The 17751-nt window shown below is 61.8% G+C and carries 17 protein-coding genes; 6 read left to right on the plus strand and 11 right to left on the minus strand.

The window, feature by feature from the left end:
• Positions 1 to 167: 167 nt before the first annotated feature.
• Together H0482_RS11500 and H0482_RS11505 are read left to right on the plus strand one after the other, a co-directional pair.
• Positions 168 to 2249: a S9 family peptidase gene (locus tag H0482_RS11500; RefSeq protein ID WP_193730194.1), complete on the plus strand. Its 2082-nt coding sequence runs from the start codon at positions 168 to 170 to the stop codon at positions 2247 to 2249.
• Between the two features lie 97 nt (positions 2250 to 2346).
• Positions 2347 to 2955 carry a superoxide dismutase gene (locus H0482_RS11505; RefSeq protein WP_193730195.1) on the plus strand — a complete coding sequence of 203 codons (609 nt, stop codon included), beginning with the start codon at positions 2347 to 2349 and terminating at the stop codon, positions 2953 to 2955.
• Positions 2956 to 3008: 53 nt separating this feature from the next.
• Here the strand turns inward: H0482_RS11505 and H0482_RS11510 are convergent, their stop codons facing one another.
• Positions 3009 to 3380 (minus strand): YbaN family protein, encoded by a 372-nt coding sequence (locus H0482_RS11510; protein ID WP_193730196.1) that lies wholly within the window; start codon positions 3378 to 3380, stop codon positions 3009 to 3011.
• A gap of 185 nt (positions 3381 to 3565) precedes the next feature.
• On the opposite strand from H0482_RS11510, the gene H0482_RS11515 reads away from it, so the two are divergent.
• Entirely contained in the window at positions 3566 to 4117 is a 552-nt protein-coding gene (locus H0482_RS11515) for a response regulator (protein ID WP_193730197.1), read from the plus strand.
• Between the two features lie 43 nt (positions 4118 to 4160).
• On the opposite strand, the gene H0482_RS11520 is transcribed toward H0482_RS11515, so the two are convergent.
• Together H0482_RS11520 and H0482_RS11525 are read right to left on the minus strand one after the other, a co-directional pair.
• Positions 4161 to 4712, minus strand: a complete 552-nt coding sequence (locus tag H0482_RS11520; protein WP_193730198.1) for a hypothetical protein — start codon at positions 4710 to 4712, stop codon at positions 4161 to 4163.
• A gap of 1 nt (position 4713) precedes the next feature.
• The gene (locus H0482_RS11525; RefSeq protein WP_193730199.1) at positions 4714 to 6222 is read right to left on the minus strand and encodes a helicase HerA-like domain-containing protein; all 1509 of its coding nucleotides are present in this window, start codon (positions 6220 to 6222) and stop codon (positions 4714 to 4716) included.
• 159 nt (positions 6223 to 6381) lie between these two features.
• Between H0482_RS11525 and H0482_RS11530 the strand changes: the two genes are divergently transcribed.
• The gene (locus H0482_RS11530; RefSeq protein ID WP_193730200.1) at positions 6382 to 6735 is read left to right on the plus strand and encodes a hypothetical protein; all 354 of its coding nucleotides are present in this window, start codon (positions 6382 to 6384) and stop codon (positions 6733 to 6735) included.
• Positions 6736 to 6740: 5 nt separating this feature from the next.
• Here H0482_RS11530 and H0482_RS11535 read toward each other — a convergent pair whose 3' ends face one another.
• Complete coding sequence (locus tag H0482_RS11535; RefSeq protein WP_193730201.1) at positions 6741 to 7739, minus strand: asparaginase; 999 nt, start codon at positions 7737 to 7739, stop codon at positions 6741 to 6743.
• A gap of 107 nt (positions 7740 to 7846) precedes the next feature.
• Complete coding sequence (locus H0482_RS11540) at positions 7847 to 8167, minus strand: SH3 domain-containing protein (RefSeq protein WP_193730202.1); 321 nt, start codon at positions 8165 to 8167, stop codon at positions 7847 to 7849.
• A 208-nt stretch (positions 8168 to 8375) separates the two neighbouring features.
• Here H0482_RS11540 and H0482_RS11545 point away from each other — a divergent pair, with 208 nt between their 5' ends.
• On the plus strand, positions 8376 to 9638 hold the full coding sequence (locus H0482_RS11545; protein WP_193730203.1) for a DUF3422 domain-containing protein: 1263 nt from the start codon (positions 8376 to 8378) through the stop codon (positions 9636 to 9638).
• A 1-nt stretch (position 9639) separates the two neighbouring features.
• Here H0482_RS11545 and rhaM read toward each other — a convergent pair whose 3' ends face one another.
• The 6 genes from rhaM to H0482_RS11575 all read right to left on the minus strand — a co-directional run bounded on the left by rhaM (position 9640) and on the right by H0482_RS11575 (position 15439).
• Positions 9640 to 9972, minus strand: coding sequence for an L-rhamnose mutarotase (rhaM, locus tag H0482_RS11550; protein ID WP_193730204.1), 333 nt, complete (start codon positions 9970 to 9972; stop codon positions 9640 to 9642).
• Positions 9969 to 10970 carry an ABC transporter permease gene (locus H0482_RS11555; protein WP_193730205.1) on the minus strand — a complete coding sequence of 334 codons (1002 nt, stop codon included), beginning with the start codon at positions 10968 to 10970 and terminating at the stop codon, positions 9969 to 9971. The genes rhaM and H0482_RS11555 overlap by 4 nt, the downstream gene beginning before the upstream one ends.
• Entirely contained in the window at positions 10967 to 11947 is a 981-nt protein-coding gene (locus H0482_RS11560; RefSeq protein WP_193730206.1) for an ABC transporter permease, read from the minus strand. Before H0482_RS11560 ends, H0482_RS11555 begins: the two co-directional genes overlap by 4 nt.
• A complete protein-coding gene (locus H0482_RS11565; RefSeq protein ID WP_193730207.1) occupies positions 11944 to 13449 on the minus strand; it encodes a sugar ABC transporter ATP-binding protein in 1506 nt (501 codons plus the stop codon). Before H0482_RS11565 ends, H0482_RS11560 begins: the two co-directional genes overlap by 4 nt.
• 154 nt (positions 13450 to 13603) lie before the next feature.
• Entirely contained in the window at positions 13604 to 14590 is a 987-nt protein-coding gene (rhaS, locus tag H0482_RS11570; RefSeq protein ID WP_193730208.1) for a rhamnose ABC transporter substrate-binding protein, read from the minus strand.
• 42 nt (positions 14591 to 14632) lie between these two features.
• On the minus strand, positions 14633 to 15439 hold the full coding sequence (locus H0482_RS11575) for a DeoR/GlpR family DNA-binding transcription regulator (RefSeq protein ID WP_193730209.1): 807 nt from the start codon (positions 15437 to 15439) through the stop codon (positions 14633 to 14635).
• A gap of 183 nt (positions 15440 to 15622) precedes the next feature.
• Here H0482_RS11575 and H0482_RS11580 point away from each other — a divergent pair, with 183 nt between their 5' ends.
• On the plus strand, positions 15623 to 17719 hold the full coding sequence (locus tag H0482_RS11580) for a bifunctional rhamnulose-1-phosphate aldolase/short-chain dehydrogenase (RefSeq protein WP_193730210.1): 2097 nt from the start codon (positions 15623 to 15625) through the stop codon (positions 17717 to 17719).
• Positions 17720 to 17751: the final 32 nt, after the last annotated feature.

Consider the following 17751-nt stretch of genomic DNA (forward strand, 5'->3'; position numbering starts at 1 on the left):
TGCGACCTTATCGATTGAAGGGGGCGGGACAAGCATATTCGGGCCAACTCATACGATGGTAGGAGAGGTTTTCAACGATTTCCGGGGCTGGCAAAGCCGGTCGGCGCGGCCTATGTGCTTTATAGACTTTCCTTCTGGCCCCGCCGCCGCCCTCACGTGGAGACCTCATGACCAAGGCCAAGCCGCCCGTCGCCAAGCGCATCGCCCATTCGCACTCGCGACACGGCATCACGCGCGAGGATTTCTATGCCTGGCTGCGGGCCGACAATTGGCAGGAGGTCATGCAGAAGCCGGAAATGCTCGACCCGGAAATTCGTGCCTATCTCGACGCCGAGAACGACTATTACGAAGCCCAGTTCGGTCAGAAAACGGCGGACCTGCAAGACAAGATCTATAAGGAAATCCGCGGCCGCATCAAGGAAGACGATAGCGGCGTTCCCTTGCCGGACGGGCCTTTTGCCTACAATTCGCGCATGCTGGAGGGCAAGCAATATCCCCAGATTGTCCGCACGCCGCGTGCCGGCGGGACTGAAGAGGTGCTGCTCGACTGCAATGTTGAGGCAGGGGAAGCCTATTTCGGCTTCGCCGGGGCCAGTCACGATCCGTCGCACAAGATTCTGGCCTGGGCCGCCGACCGCGCCGGCTCGGAATATTACGACATCGTCTTGCGCGATCTGGATACAGGCAAGGACAGCGACGACGTGATCCGCCAGACTGCTGGGTCTTATGTGTGGTCCAATGACAGCCGCTCGATCTATTATACCGAATATGACGACAATCACCGGCCCTTCCGCATTCGCCGCCACGACCTAGGCAGCGAGCAGGAAGCGGACCCCATCATCTATGAGGAAAGCGATCCGGGCTTTTTCGTAGGCGTAGGCAAGACGCTGTCGGGCCGCTTCATCATCATCGATGCGCATGATCACCAGACTAGCGAAGTCTACCTGATCGACGCCGACATTGGCGGCGAGCCGCGTCTGGTCGCGCCGCGCGTCACCGACCGCGAATATGAAATCGATGAGCGCGACGGCGTTCTTTATATCCGCACCAATGCCGACGGCGCCGAGGATTACAAAATCGTCACCGTTTCGGCCGATACACCCAGTGCGGAACATTGGGTCGATTTCGTGCCGCACCGCGAGGGTGTGCTGATCCTCGACGTCGCACTGCTCAAGAACCACATGCTACGGCTTGAGCGCGAGGACGGATTGCCGCGCATCGTCGCCCGCGACCTGCGCAGCGGCAAGGAGGAAGTGGTCCGCTTCGCCGAAGAAGCCTATTCGCTGGGCATGTCCACCGGCTACGAATTCGACACCTCCGTCTTCCGCCTCACCTATTCTTCGCCGACCACGCCCAGCCAGGTGTTCGACGTCGATCTCGAGACCGGCCAGCGCACTCTGCTCAAGACCCAGGAAGTGCCCTCGGGTCACGATCCCGCCGATTACGAAACCCGGCGGCTGTTTGCGACGGCGGCAGATGGCGAGCAGGTGCCCGTCACCCTGCTCTATCGCAAGGGAGTCAAGCTCGACGGGGCCAATCCTACCCTGCTCTACGGCTATGGCGCCTATGGCATGTCCATGCCCGCATCCTTCTCCGTTTCGGTTCTGTCGCTGGTCGATCGCGGCTTCGTCTATGCCATCGCCCATATTCGCGGTGGGATGGAAAAGGGTTATCGCTGGTACAAGAATGGCCGGCGCGACCACAAGGTCAATACATTCACTGACTTCATTGCCGCCGCCGAAATGCTGATCGAACAAGGCTATACGGCCAAGGGCCTGATCGTGACGCAGGGCGGCTCGGCCGGTGGTATGCTGATGGGGGCGATCGCCAATATGCGGCCGGACCTCTGGGGCGGCATCATCGCTCAGGTGCCCTTCGTCGATGTGCTCAACACCATGCTGGACAACTCGCTGCCGCTGACCCCGCCGGAATGGCCCGAATGGGGCAATCCCATCACTTCCGCCGAGGATTATGCGCGCATCGCCGCCTATGCACCCTACGAAGCGGTTTCCGCCCAGGCCTATCCTCCCATTTTCGCCCTGGCCGGCCTCACGGATCCGCGCGTCACCTATTGGGAGCCGGCCAAATGGGTGGCCAGGCTCAGGGCAACCAAGACGGGCGATGCGCCATTATACCTCAAGACCAATATGAGCGCCGGTCATGGCGGCGCCTCGGGTCGCTTCGACCGTCTTAAGGAAACAGCCCAATGCTACGCCTTTGCAATCAGGTCTGCGGGATTGGACACCTGATCCCCCGCGACATTGTTGCATCGGCGCTCCCCGCCTATAAGTCGGCCGGAATTTCGGCCGGCGCCAGCGTCACCCCAAACAAGCCAAGGAGGCCATAATGACCACGTTTGAACTTCCCGCCCTGCCCTATGCCTATGATGCGCTCGGCCCATATATGTCGGCCGAAACGCTGGAATATCACCACGACAAGCACCATCAGGCCTATGTGACCAACGGCAACAATCTGCTCAAGGATTCAGGGCTCGAAGGCAAATCGCTCGAAGAGATCGTCAGGGAAAGCTTCGGCAAGAATGCGGGCCTCTTCAACAATGCCGGCCAGCACTACAACCACATCCATTTTTGGAACTGGATGAAGCCCAATGGCGGCGGCAAGTCCCTGCCCGGCAAGCTGCAGACCGCGGTCGATTCCGACCTCGGCGGCTATGACAAGTTTCGCACCGATTTCATCGCTGCCGGCACCACCCAGTTCGGTTCGGGCTGGGCCTGGCTCTCCGTCAACAAGGACGGCAAGCTCGAAATCACCAAGACCGCGAATGGGGAATCCCCGCTCGTGCATGGCGGCAAGCCCATTCTGGGCGTCGATGTGTGGGAGCATTCCTATTACATCGATTATCGCAATGCCCGCCCGAAATACCTCGAAGCCTTTGTCGACAGCCTGATCAATTGGGAGCATGTCGAGAAGATGTTCGAGGAAGCCAGGGGCTGATAGCAGCGCCTTGCAGCCAGACAAGCGGCGGGAGCGATCCCGCCGTTTTTTGTTTAGCGTGGCCGCGCCGGCTTGGGTCGCGACAGGATATAGGCGGCGCATCCGCCCATGAACGCCGCTCCGCCGAGCCAGAGCCAATATCCGGGGCGGGCACCGATCCAGAAGAACACCAGCCCCAGCGCGATGCCGCTACAGGCCAGGATTTTGGATTTGGTAGAAATGGCGCCCTGCTCGCGCCAGTCGCGAATGATCGGCCCGAAGCGGCGGTGACTCAGAACCCAATGTTCGAGGCGCGGCGAGGAGCGGGCAAAGAACCAGCTCGCCATGATCAGGAAGATCGTTGTCGGCATCAGCGGAAGGAAAGCACCGATAATGCCAAGGGCCAGCATGACAAAGCCGGCGGCCAGATAAAAGGGGCGCAACATGGACCGGAACCGAAGGTGAAGGATTGCCGCAGTCAATCAGGTGCTGCAAGCCGATGCAACCGGCACGACGCCGCAGTTCCGTCCCGCGTTTACCGTCTTCTCGAACTTTCCGGGGAAATGAAACTCCCGGCTTCATTCACCCCGCCGAGCGTGTTAACGAAACGTTTACCACGAGGGGACGCGCATTGACCGCAACTGGCAAGAAAATTGCCATCCTGGCCGCTAATCCGGCACTTACCGCCGTGCTGGCCATGGTCGTTGTCGGCGATTCGCGGCTGCGTGTGCGCCCATTCGAGACCGAATCCGAACTCTTCGCTTATATGCGCATCGCGCCACTCGATATGCTGGTGGTGGATTTCGACCGGGAGGGGCGTCCGGCCTATGAAATGGTCGAGGCCATCCGTCTCAATCCCGAATTCCTCTCGCGCGACCTGCCGGTCATCGCCCTGACCCGGGCAATTACCCTGCCGATGCGCCAGCAGGCCATCAGCGCCGGGATCGATGAGGTGGTGGTCAAGCCGATGTCGCCGCGCCACCTGCTTCAGCGCGTGCAGGCTCGTCTGCTCAACCGCAGCGTTATTGGCTCGCTCGGCCTCGGCTATCGGGGCCCTGAACGCCGCTCACGCCTGCCCATGGCCGGATTGCAACCCAGCCCGCGCCGCCGCAATACCGACAATGTGGTGCCGCTCTTCCCCGACCGCCGCGCCGCCCGGCCGGAACTTGAGCCTCTGGCTTGAGCCTGAGCGAAGAAATTAAGCGCCCCGCAATGGCGGCGCGACGCTATCGCCGCTGTTCGCCTACCCAGGCCACCTTGTTCCATAAATCCTCGACATTGTCGGCGAACTGGATGCCGCGGTCGTGCCCCGGTAGTGACGGCGACAACACGTCCGCCGCAAAGCCCCTGATTGCCTCGAAGGCGCGGTGGCGGTTGAGCATCACCACCGGCAATCTGGCATCACTGGCCCAGGTCCGGAACAGCGCCGTCGCCGAGGCCAGGGATCCGGGCAGGCCCACCAGCACCGAAGCCGTCGCCGACAGATAGGCCAGCCGCTCGACCTGATCGGGCACGACGGTGATGGGCACTGCGGTCAAGGCCGGCGGCAGCACCACGCCCTTGTCGGCCAAGACCTCCACCGCCCCGCCGGCAGCGCGCGCGGCGGTGATCAGCGGCACCGGCAACACTCCGTTTTCAGCCAGACAGATGATCTGCCCGCCCTTGCGCGCGAAGACGAGGCCGACTTCGCCCATCAGGCTGGCGCGCTCGGCGTCGCCCGGCCCTTTGTCGGAGGCAAAAATCGCGATGATCGGCCCGTCCTGCGGCGAAAAGGGCATGTCAGCGCCTTCCTTTGATGGAGCCGAGAATACCGCGCACCAGTTCCCGACCAAGTGTATTGGCGATGGTACGGGCAAAGGAATTGGTCGCCGCCTCCACCGGGGTCTGTCTGGTGCTGCGGCGCGGCGCGGCCGCCTTGTCGAGGCGCGCCCGTTCCTTGGCCAGCTTTTCAGCTTGCGCGGCGCGCTCGCTCTCATATTTGCCGCGCTCGTCGGCCAGGTCCTTGTCGCGCGCTCGCCTTTGCAGGATTTCGTAGGCCGATTCACGGTCGATCACAGTGTCGTAGAGTCCACCGACCGGAGAATCGGCGAGCGAGGCATCGCGCTCGGCCGGGCTGATCGGCCCGACCTGGGCCGATGGCGGCCGGATGAAGGTGCGGCCGACCATGGAAGGAACGCCCTTGTCCTCGAGCACGGACACCAGCGCCTCGCCGATCCCCAATTGGGTGATTGCCTCCGCAGTCGAAAAGGCCGGATTGGGCCGGAACGTATCGGCGGCGACCTTCACCGCTTTCTGTTCTCGCGGCGTATAGGCGCGCAAGGCGTGCTGCACGCGATTGGAAAGTTGCGCCAGAACGCTTTCAGGAATGTCCACGGGGTTCTGCGTCACGAAATAGACGCCGACACCCTTGGAACGGATGAGCTTGACCACCTGCTCCACCTTGTCCACCAGCGCCTTGGGCGCGCCGTCGAACAGCAGATGAGCCTCGTCGAAAAAGAAGACCAGCTTCGGCTTTTCCGGGTCGCCGACCTCGGGCAGTTCCTCGAACAATTCAGATAGAAGCCAGAGCAGGAAGGTCGAATAGAGCCGGGGCGCTTGCATCAACTGGTCCGCTGCGAGGATCGAGACGAAGCCCCGCCCATCGCCATCGACGCGCATCAGATCGGCAATATCCAGCGCCCGCTCACCAAAGAAATTATCCGCTCCCTGCTGCTCAAGCACCAGCAGGGCGCGCTGGATGGCGCCGATGGAGGCGGTGGTCACATTGCCGTAGCGCCCCGAGATTTCCTTGGCCCGTCCCTGAAGCTCGGCGAGCAGCGCGCGCAGATCCTTTAGGTCGAGCAGCAGCAGCCCCTCCTCGTCGGCTACCCGGAAGGCGATATTGAGCACCCCTTCCTGGGTGTCGTTGAGATCGAGAATGCGGCTCAGCAGCACCGGCCCCATTTCCGAGATCGTCGCTCGCACCGGATGACCCTGCTTGCCGAACAGGTCCCAGAACATGGTGGGATAGACGTCGTCGCGGTAATCGTCGAACCCAATATCGGCGGCGCGCTGGGTCTGCCAGCCCTGCGCCTGGCCCATGCGCGAAATGCCGGACAAGTCGCCCTTGATGTCGGCGGCGAACACCGGCACGCCGGCGGCGGAAAAGCCCTCGGCCAGCACTTGCAGGCTCACCGTCTTGCCGGTGCCGGTGGCGCCCGTGATCAGGCCATGCCGATTGGCATATTTCAGATTGAGATATTCCGGCCGGTCGCTCGCGCCCAAATAAATCTTGCCGTCAACGAGCATGCCCAACCACCTGTGCAGAATAAGATTCGCCCTTTTATAGCCACCAGCCCCGGTGACGAACAAGCAAGGCCATGCAGCAATGCAATGACTTTGCCCCCTTCGTTCATCGCCGCTTCAGCGCAGCGCCGCTAGAGGTTGGGCATGACGGAGGGACTTGCGATGACTTTTTTGATGCTGGCGGCAATGGCCGGTCTGGTTCTGGCTGCGGGGTCCGCGCCGGACCATGTGGGTGAGATGACCATCTCCTACCTGCCAAAAATGTGCCTGGTCGCCCCCTGCCCGCCGGGGATTTACACCATTGACGCCGATGGCAAGCGTATCGCCGCCGGGGATGTGATCGTCATCCAGACCGAAGACGGCCAGACCCAATATCGCGGCATGTATATCGATATCGAAACGGTCACCGGCCAGTTGTGGATCGGCCGCGAAGGGCGCAGCGACGCTGATGGCGTGTTGATTCCGCCCGGCATGCTGGTCGTTCAGATCGATGGTGATGTGCCAGCCGGCGAATAGCGCGGCTAAATCACCGCCCGCAATTCACCGACGACATTTCCCCGCACATTCTTCGTCGGCTGGCGCGTGAATTTTTCGAGCACCGCGCGCTGTCCCGCATCGGGATCGGCATATTTCAGCAGCAGCGCCGCGACCATGGATTGGCTTGCCGCCAAATTGCCGTCATCGCATTTGAGCGCATAGCCCCAGCCCTTGTCGCGAATGGCGCCGCATTGGACGCCCTCCGCGCCCCCCTTCTGCATGATGCGGCCCTTGAACGCCGCCATCACCAGCGTATCGGGATGACCGGTTCCGGCCACCAGATGCGGATGGCTGGTCGCCGCGTCGAAAAGGACCTGCGCCGCCGAAGCGTGCCGTTCATCCAGCCCCTCGCCGCTCGCCATGCGGGCGAAGCCCCGGGCCCAGGCCCGCAGCGGGGCCGCCCAGGTCGGAATGGAACAGCCATCGGTGCCACAGCGATCTTCGCTCAGGGCCTCGCCGATCACATGTTCCACTGCCGCGCGCACCGCCTTCTGCACATCGTGCCCGCGCTCGACATAGCCGGCGGTTGGCACGCCCATGGCGAGAGCGACGCTCAGCATGCCTGAATGCTTGCCCGAGCAATTATTGTGCAGCGGGCTCGGCGCCTGTCCGGCGGCGCGCAGCGCTTCGCGCGCCTTGCCATCGGTCGGCATATGCGCGCCACATTCCAGATCGGACGCCGACAATCCCATCCGGTCGAGGAAGTGGGCCACATTGCGCACATGCTCGTCCTCGCCATGATGAGAGGCACAGGCCAGGGCCAGTTCTTCGCTGCGATGATGGAATTTTTCGATGGCATGTCGCTCGAATATCGCCAGCGCCTGCATCGACTTGATGGCCGAGCGCGGGAAAACCGGACGCTCCACGTCCCCGCCCGAAGCGATCACCTCACCTCGTGCATCGACAATGATGAACGCCCCGCGATGGCGGTTTTCCACCCAATTACCGCGGACGGCTTCAGCGAGAATCGGATTGGCTTGCATCGTAAAAAAAACTCCGGCCCTGTTGCTGCCACGAACAGCAAAAGGGCCGGACAAGTCAACCGTGCATGGGTTGGAGGCAGGAGGCAGGTTTAGATGTCGGCGTTGGATCAGGGGGCCAGAAACCGGGAATTGACCCAGCCCTTGGTAGAATTGCGTTCGACGAGGCACCAGTCCGATGAATTGCGGACCTCGATGCAGCGCTCCACCCAGACCTGGGCGCCGGCGCGCAGGAAACCGGTCTGCTGCGAATAGGAGGCGGGCCATTTGCGCACATTGAGGTGATCCCATTGCGCGACGCCCGCCACCCTGGCCGGCCCATCGACGGCGTAACCAGCCGCCATGGCCGGCTGCACGGCGAAACCTGCCGCTGCGGTTACGATGGCGCCGCACAGCATGGCGACGAGCACTTTTTCCTGGGCCTTGTTCATATTGGCGTCCTCTGCGTCTTGATCCTGGAGACATCATCGTCTCTCCGGCTTGAACTCAGGGTGAGGCCAACGTTCAGATTGGGTTCATCGGCATGCCGGGATACGACGAAAGGAGAGTGCGCAATCGTCGCATTGCCAAGCCGGCCCCGTCGGCACCTCCTAGCGCTGCCGGAGAATGCCCCCCAACCGGCCCAATCGAGGAGCATTTATGACCGGCGGCATTCCTGTGGACCATCCCGCGCGCACCGCGATCATGGACGAAGTCCATGCCCGCCCGGTCGAGATCGTGCCCGAAACCTGCCGGGTGCGGCGGCTTATTCTGGTCATGCCGGGCGAGCCGGGCGCCATGCAGGACGCCTTTGCGCGCTTTGCCGATTTCCGGCGCCTGAGCGGGGTCGAGCTGCCGGTTTCGCCCAGCCGGCAATACAGCTTTGAAACCAGGCTGCGCACCGTGACCTGGGAATTTCACACCGAGTTCGTCACCATCACCTGGCGCGGCGCGCCCGATGACAGCGAAAACTGGCCGGACGATATCGGGCTCGAAGCGGTCGGTGACGGCCAATTGACCGGCGCCATCCGGGTTGACGTGATTGCCGATCGCGCCATTCCCGATCACCTGTTATCGAGCTTCAGCCTCGCCAGCCTCTGCCTTGCGGATATCGAGAACGGCAAGGCCCAGGTCGCCACCGACTTCGTGCCGGATGCCGACCGCTTCACGCGTTTCGAGCTGGCAACCGGCGGAGTCACCATGCTGCGCCGTTCGATCCTGCTGCGACGTCTGCTGGAAGTGGAAACCTATCGCTGCATGGCCCTGCTCGGCCTGCCGCTGGCCCGCGCCGCCTCGCCGGACGTGCGGGCCATGGAAAATGAACTCTCCACAGTGCTCGACGGGCTCGCCGAGACCACCAATCCGGCACAGGCCCAGAAAGTACTCGATGCCCTGCATCGGCTTTCGGCCCGTTCGGGCCAATTGGCGGAACGGCTGGGCTACCGTTTTGCCGCCGGCCGCGCCTATGGCGATGTGCTGCGCGCCCGCCTCGAAGGCTTGCGCGAAAGCGGCACCAGCAAGGGCTCGACGCTCACCCATTTCATTGGCAACCGGGTCAATCCGGGCCTTGCCACCTGCGCGGCCACCGAGCAGCGGCTCACCGTGCTATCCGGCAAGATCGAGCGGGCCATCGGCCTTCTTGATGTGCGGATCGGCGTGGACATGCAGGTGCAGAACGCGGCGCTGCTCGACAATATCGCCCAGACGGCGCGCAGCCAGTTCCTGCTGCAACGGACTGTGGAAGGGCTATCCACCATCGCCATCAGCTATTACCTGCTCGGCATCATCAGCTATTTCCTGGCCGGGCCGCTGGCCCACTTCAACTGGGACAAGACGATGGCGCTCTCCATCGCCGCGCCCTTCGTGGTGCTGATCGTCTGGCTGATGGCCCGCGCGGTGCGGAAGGCTCATCAGCCTTACTAGCTCACTTCATCCAGAACATCGGCGTCAGGTCGACCGAAAGCGGCTCGTTCCTGTCATTGGTCGCCATGATATCGGCCATATGCGCCCACCAACGCTGCATGATGTCGGTGTCCGGCAGGCTGGCCATATGGTGATCCACCCGCCGCCACATCACGCCGAACAGGATATTGGTCTCCTCGTCGAGATGGATCGAATAATCCTTCACGCCAGCGTCATGCAGCAGATCCACTAATTCGGGAAAAATCTCGTCGTGGCGCTTTCTATATTCGGCGGCCATGCCCGGATTGAGCCGCATCTTGAAGGCGTGCTTCTCATAGCCGTTGTCGATAATCATGTCCGCCGCTCCGTCCACATGCGCCACAGGATCGGCAGCGCGATCACCACGATCAACAGCGAGCCGGTAAAGATCGACATGACGATGCCGGGTACATTGAGCAGACCCAGCCCGAAAGTCACCAGCCCGATGATCAGCGCCGCCAATACCACGCCGATGATCGAGCCCGCGCCGCCCAGAATGGACACGCCGCCCAGAACCACCATGGTGATGACGTCCAGTTCGAACCCCTGCGCGATGGAGGGCCGGGTGGAGCCGAGCCGCGCGGTGAGCAGCACGGCGGCAATGCCGCTCATCAGCCCGGTGAGGCAGAACAGCACGAATTTGATGCGGTCCACGCGCACGCCGGAAAATTGCGCAGCAATGGTATTGTTGCCGATGGCAAAGACCCGCCGGCCGAAATTGGTGTGATGCAGAAGCACATAGAAGATGATTGCCGCGACCAGGAACAGCACCAGCTCGAACGATATCACCCAATAGACATATCCCTGCCCGAACCAGGCGAAGTCCTTGGGATAACCTTTGAAACTCTGATCTCCGAGAATGATGTAGGCAATGCCCCGGAAGAGGCTCATCGTGCCGATGGTGACGACGATCGAGGGCAGTTTGAGCCCGGTGACCAGCAGGCCGTTAAAGGCCCCGCAGACGATGCCGACGCCAATGCCCACGGCCACCAGGGCCGGCGTATCCGCGCCATAGTGCAGCGCCAGCCCCATCAGCGTCGAGGCCAGCGCGATGATCGATGCCACCGACAGGTCGATCTCGCCGGTGATGATCACCAACGCCATGGCCAAGGCAATCAGCGCCTTTTCGGTGAAATTGAAGGTGAGGTCGGAAAGGCTCCAGGCATTGAGGAAATAGGGCGAAGCGAAGCTGTTGGCGATGAAGATGCCAATAGCCACCAGCACCAGCAGGCTTTCCCAACTCAGCGCCGCCGATTTCAGCGGATTGTCGAGCCGGTCGGGCAAGCGTCTGGTCTTTGCGGGCATGTCGGTCATGGCGCTGCCTCCGCCGTCTTGAGAATGATGCGACCCTTGCTGCGCTCGCCACGGGCGTTGAGCACCACCGCCAGAAGGATCGCCGCGCCGGAAATGGCCATCTGCCAGAAGGGCGAGACGCCGATCACCGGCAGGGCATTGTTGACGACGCCGAGAAACAGCGCGCCAAGCAGTGCACCGCCCACTGTGCCGATACCGCCGGCAATGGAGACGCCGCCGATGACGCAGGCGGCGATGATGGTGAGTTCATAGCCACCGGCCACTTCCACCGAGGCGATCACATAGCGCGAAATCCACAGATAACCGGCGAGGCCTGAAACCGCGCCGGAAATCACGAAGGCGAGGAATTTGGTGCGCCCCACATTGATGCCGGTATAGACCGAGGCGGTCGGATTGACGCCGATGGCGTAAAAGCTGCGGCCCAGCGGCGTGCGCGTCATCAGCACGGCAAAGAGGGCGGCGACGACGATGGCGAACCAGGTCAGCACCGGAAGGCCCAGAAACGAACCACGCTGCAATTGAATGAAATCGGGGCTCATCTGGGCGGCATTGACCCAGGCACCGCCGGAAATGACGAAGACCAGCCCACGGAAAATGGTCAGCGTGCCCAGCGTGACGACGATGGGCGGAATATCGAGCTTCCACACCAGAATGCCGTTGAACGCGCCAAGCGCCGCACCGACGAGGACGCAACCGGCGATCAGCAGCGGAATGGGCAGGAAGGGAAAAGCAGCATTGGTCATGGCGACGATCATCCCGGTCAACGCCAGGTTGGACGCCATCGAGAGGTCGATGGAGCGCGTCAGGATGACCACCATCTGGCCCAGCGCCAGCATCATCAGGATCGATGTGTCGTTGAGGATGGTCAGCAGATTGCCCGGCTGCGAGAAGCGCGGAAAGCGCAGGGTCACCAGCACGATGACGGCGAGAATGGCCAGGCCCAGCCAGATTTCACGATTTTTCAGCAAGCCCTTCATGCCGCCTCAACCTCGACGATCCCCGCCGCCAGACGCACCAGCGTCTCAGGCTGCAATTGCTTGTTGTCCAGAATGTCCACCACCAGCCCCTCGCGCATGACCACGATGCGGTCGCTCATGCCGAGCACTTCGGGCAGTTCGGACGAGACCATGATCACCGAGAGGCCCTGCGCCACCAATTCACCCATGAATGCGTGCACGGCGGCTTTCGAGCCGATGTCGATGCCCTTGGTGGGCTCGTCGAGAATGATGACCTTGGGCAATGTCGCCAGCCATTTGGCGATGACCACCTTTTGCTGATTGCCGCCCGAAAGCGTCGACACATTCTGGCTCAATGAGGAGGCGCGCAGGTCCAGCCGCTCGGTATAGGTCCGGGCCAGGCTGAATTCCTCGGCCATGCGCAGGAAGCCGTTGCGGCTGGTTTTTCCGAGGCTGGGCAGCGACACATTCTTGAAAATGGGCTCGCCGGTAATGACACCCTGCTTGCCGCGCTCCTCCGGCACATAGACGATGCCTGCTTCCACCGCGTCGGCAGGCGAGCGCGGCGCAATAGCCCTGCCCTCGAGCGCGATGGTACCGCCCGAAGATCGGGTCATGCCGAATACGGCCTGCATGACTTCCGAGCGCCCGGCACCCACAAGACCATAAAAGCCGAGGATTTCGCCCTTTTTCACAGAGAAGGACACATTATCGAACTCGGTCGGATGGCTGAACCCGGAAACGTCCAGCACTGTTTCGCCGATAACAGCCGCGCGCGCTGGGAAAATCTGGTCCACGGCGCGACCGACCATCAGCTTGACGATCTCGTCCTGCGCCGTATCCTTGATAAAGCCCTTGCCCACCATTTCGCCGTCGCGGAACACGGCATAGCGGTCGGCGATCCGGTAAATCTCGTCGAATTTGTGCGAGATGAAGAGAATGGCCTTGCCGTCCTGCTTGAGCAGATCGACCAGCACGTAAAGCTCTTCGATTTCCTTTTGCGACAAGGCCGCCGTGGGTTCGTCCATGATGACCACCTGCGCATCGACGCTGAGCGCGCGCGCCACTGCCACGAGATGTTTCTTGGCGATGCCCAATTCCTTGAGCGGCATGGCGGCGTCGATCCCTGCCGCCATCGCGTCGAGCGTCAATTGTGCCTCGCGCCGCATCTTGCCCCAGTCGATGAGGCCGAAACGATTTTTCGGCGCATGTCCGAGATAGATATTCTCGGCCACGCTCAATTCGTCGAACAGCACCGTTTCCTGATGGATGGCGGTAATGCCCGCTTCCGACGCGGAAATCGCAGTCGGCAGCGTCACGGCCTTGCCGTTGACCCGGATTTCGCCGCTATCGGGCTGATAGATGCCGGTCATGGTCTTGACCAGCGTGGACTTGCCCGCGCCATTCTCCCCGATCAGGGCGGTGACTTCGCCAGCATACAATTCCAGCGACACATCATTGAGCGCCCGCACGCCGGGAAAACTCTTGGATATGCCTAAAAGGGTCAGGACGGGATTGGTCATAAAAGCAGTGCTCTTTGTGGCGCAGTTCCCTCCGCACCGTCATTGCCCATTTTGTCCGGGCAATCCATGCGACGTCGCCGCCCAAAATGGACCACCCGGACAAGCCGGGTGGTGACGTCTTGGATGGGCAGGAGCGAGCCCCTGCCCCTTGGCCTTAGTAGATCTTGGAGAATTCTTCGATATTGGACGCATCGAACTGGAACGGCGCGGCCATGGCGGCCGAGTTGGTGTCGTCCAAGGTCACTTCACCCACCTTGCCGATGGAGAAGGTTGCGCCGGGCGCCGCTTCCTGGCCGTCAACCAGGGCCTTGGCGAGATAGACCGCCGAGTAGCCTAGATCGATCGGGTTCCACAAAGCCACGGCCTGCGAAGCGCCATTGTCGATGAACTGCTTGAACTCCGACGGCAGTGCCAGGCCAGTGACGTTGATCTTGCCGATCAGCTTCTGGTCAGTCACCACCTGCGCCGCCGCCACGACGCCGACCGTGGTCGGGGCGATGATGGCCTTGAGGTCGGGATAGGCCGCGATCAGGCCGCGCGCTTCCTCGGTGGACTTCACCGAGTCGTCATCCCCATAAACGGTGGCGACGAGGTTGATATTGGGGAACTTTTCGGGGATCACGGCCTTGGCAGCTTCGATCCAGGCGTTCTGATTGGTCGCGGTCGAGGCAGCGGACAGGATCGCCACGTCGCCACCGTCCGGCAGATAGTCGGCGGCCAGCTTGACGATGGTTTCGCCGATGAGGCCAATATCGGAGGGGTTGAGGTGGATCGAGCGGCCTTCCGGCGCCACGCCCGAATCCCAGGAGATCACCTTGATGCCGCGTTCCTGGGCGCGCTGCAAAGCGGGCACGAGCGCGTCGGGATCGTTGGCGGAGATGGCAATGGCATCGACTTGCTGGGCGATCAGCGAATTGACGACTTCGATCTGCGCTTCCGCGGTGGCGGCGGTCGGGCCGGTATAGATCAGTTCGATGTCGCCGATTTCGGCGGCGGCTTCTTCAGCACCCTTGGCGGCGGCGTCGAAAAAGCCGTTGCCCAGCGACTTGACGACCAGCGCGATGCGGGTCTGGGCGGCGGCCGGAGCGGCCATCAGCACGGCGGCGGTTGCCGTTGCAGCAAGCAATGTCCAGATTTTCATAGCAATTCCTCCCGGGAATGGTGTGTTTTGATCATTTAGAACTCAGGCCGTTCTCGCTTCCGGCTGGACCTGAGCACCCGCATCCGCCACGATGAGCCGCACACCTGCATTTTCTAGCATCTGGCGGTCCTCGTCGCGAATACCGCTATCGGAGATGACAGCGGCAATTCGGTCCAGCCCGCACAATATGAGGCTGGAGCGTCCCGAAAATTTCGAACTATCAGCAAGCACGACCAATTCGTCGGCCTGCCCGATGAGCGCCAGCTCGGACTGCACGACCATGGGGTCGGCCTCCATCAGTCCATGAGCGCCGATACCCTGGCAGCCGATGAACATGCGCTTGGCGTAAAAGTGGCTCGCCACCACCCCGCCAAAGGGCGAGAGGATGACATTCTGTTCGCGGTAGATCGTGCCGCCGGGAATGACGACCGAATTGCGCGAATTATGGATGAGAAATTCAGCGATGGCGAAGCTGTTGGTGAAGACGCTCAGCCGCTTGCCGGCAAGGTGATGCACCATCTGATAGGTCGTGGTGCCGCCATTGATGATGATTGGCTCGCCATCATGGCACATTTCCGCGGCGGCGCGCGCGATTGCCCGTTTTTGCGCGATATTGATCGATTCATTGACGGAGAAGGGCCGCCCCATCAATCCGCCCTGCTCGGGCGGGTTGATCGCTTCGGCCCCGCCGCGCACCCGGCGCAGCTTACCTTGCACATGCAATGCCGCAATATCGCGGCGAATGGTGGCTTCCGACGAGCTTGTCACCTCGCAAAGCTCCGCCACCGTCACCACTGGGCGACTCTGTGCGGCAGACAAGATAACGCGGTGACGTTCGGTTTCGTGCAATTCTGATACTCCCTGGCTGCAGGTGTTCCCATCAATCCCACGCAGAGTCAATCATCATTCCGCACATTTCCGTCATATTCGCGCAACAATGACAAAATATGATTGTTTCTGATTGACACCAGATGGTGAGATATGGCCATGTCCGGCCAATTGTCGTCTGCCTTTTCTATTGGGAGGAAGTCCATGTCCACCGCGCCCAAGCGCCTTGCCAATCTGTGGGATGATACCAAGGCAGCCTCGATGAGCGAGCCGGAACGCCTCGTCTATCGCTCCAACCTGCTCGGCTCGGATAAGCGCGTCACCAATTATGGCGGCGGCAACACCTCATCCAAGATCTGGCAGAAGGATCCGCTGACCGGTCAGGATGTCGAAGTTCTTTGGGTCAAGGGCTCGGGCGGCGACAGCGCCTCGATCAAGCTCGATGGCTTCGCCACGCTCTATATGGACAAGTTGCGGGCGCTCAAGGGCCTTTATCGCGGCGTCGAATTCGAAGACGAGATGGTCGGCTACCTCCCCCACGCCACCTTCAATCTCAATCCGCGCGCCGCCTCGATCGATACGCCGCTCCATGCCTATGTGAACCGGCCCTATGTCGATCATATGCATCCCGACGCGATCATCGCCATTGCCGCTTCCAAAAACAGCCAGGAATTGACCCGGCAGATTTTCGGCGACGAAATCGGCTGGTTGCCGTGGAAAAAGCCCGGCTTCGAGCTGGGCCTTTGGCTGGAAAAGTTCTGCCTCGACAATCCGAACGCCAAGGGCGTGGTGCTCGAATCCCATGGCCTGTTCACCTGGGACGACACCCCCAAACAATGCTACGAAACCACGATCGGCATCATCAATCAGGCGATCGAATGGTTCGAGAAGCAGACCGAGGGCAAGACGATTTTTGGCGGCGCGGCCGTCAGTTCCCTGCCCGCTGACGCCCGTCGCGCCGTCGCCGCGCGCCTGATGCCGAAAATTCGCGGCTTCATTTCCGAGGATAGCCACAAGCTGGGCCATTTCGACGACAGCGAAGCCGTGCTCGAATTCGTCAATTCGAACAATCTGCGCCCGCTGGCCGCGCTCGGCACCTCCTGCCCCGACCACTTCCTGCGCACGAAAATCCGTCCTTTGGTCATCGGCTTCGACCCGGCCAACCCCGATATCGACGCCGTCATTGCCGGCCTGGTCGATCAGATCGCTGCCTATCGCGCCGACTACCAGGCCTATTACGAGCGCTGCAAACACGACAATTCTCCCGCCGTGCGCGACCCCAATGCCGTGGTTTATCTCATCCCCGGCGTCGGCATGCTGACCTTTGCCAAGGACAAGGCCACGGCCCGAATTTCCGGCGAGTTTTACGTCAACGCCATCAATGTGATGCGCGGCGCTTCGACCGTGTCGGACTATCAGGGCCTTCCCGAGCAGGAAGCCTTCGACATTGAATATTGGCTGCTTGAGGAAGCCAAGCTGCAACGCCTGCCTAAGCCGAAATCCCTTGCCGGCAGGATCGCGCTTGTGACCGGCGGAGCCGGCGGCATTGGCAAGGCCACCGCCATCCGCCTCCTGCGCGAAGGCGCCTGCGTGGTGCTGGCGGATATCGATCAGGCAGCGCTGGACAGCGCCAGTAACGAGCTGGGCGCGGTGTTCGGCAAGGATTTCGTCCGCGCCGTCAATATCAACGTGACGCGCGAGGAGCAGGTCATTGCCGGCTTCACCCATGCGGTGGTCGAGTTCGGCGGCCTCGATATTCTCGTGTCCAATGCGGGCCTCGCCTCCTCCGCACCCATCGAGGACACCTCGCTGGAGCTGTGGAACAAGAACATGGACATTCTGTCCACCGGCTATTTTCTCGTCAGCCGCGAAGCCTTCAAGCTGTTCCGCGCGCAGAAGATCGGTGGCAATGTCATCTTCGTCGCGTCGAAGAACGGCCTCGCCGCCTCGCCCAATGCTGCCGCCTATTGCACCGCCAAGGCCGCCGAAATCCATCTGGCCCGCTGTCTCGCCCTCGAGGGCGCCAGCGAGCAGATCCGCGTCAATACCGTCAACCCGGATGCCGTCCTGCGGGGCTCCAAGATCTGGGCCGGCGAATGGCTCGAGCAGCGCGCCTCGACCTATAAGACCGACAAGGAGGGGCTGGAAGACATGTATCGCGAACGCTCCATGCTCAAGCGCTCGGTCTTCCCCGAGGACATTGCCGAAGCCATCTATTTCTTCGCCTCGGACGCTTCGGCCAAATCCACCGGCAACATTCTCAACGTCGATGCCGGCAACGCCCAGTCGTTCCCGCGCTAAGTATAATCAGGCCTTTCGGGTGGAGGACCAAA

Source organism: Devosia faecipullorum (assembly GCF_015158295.1).
Classification (GTDB): Bacteria; Pseudomonadota; Alphaproteobacteria; order Rhizobiales; family Devosiaceae; genus Devosia; species Devosia faecipullorum.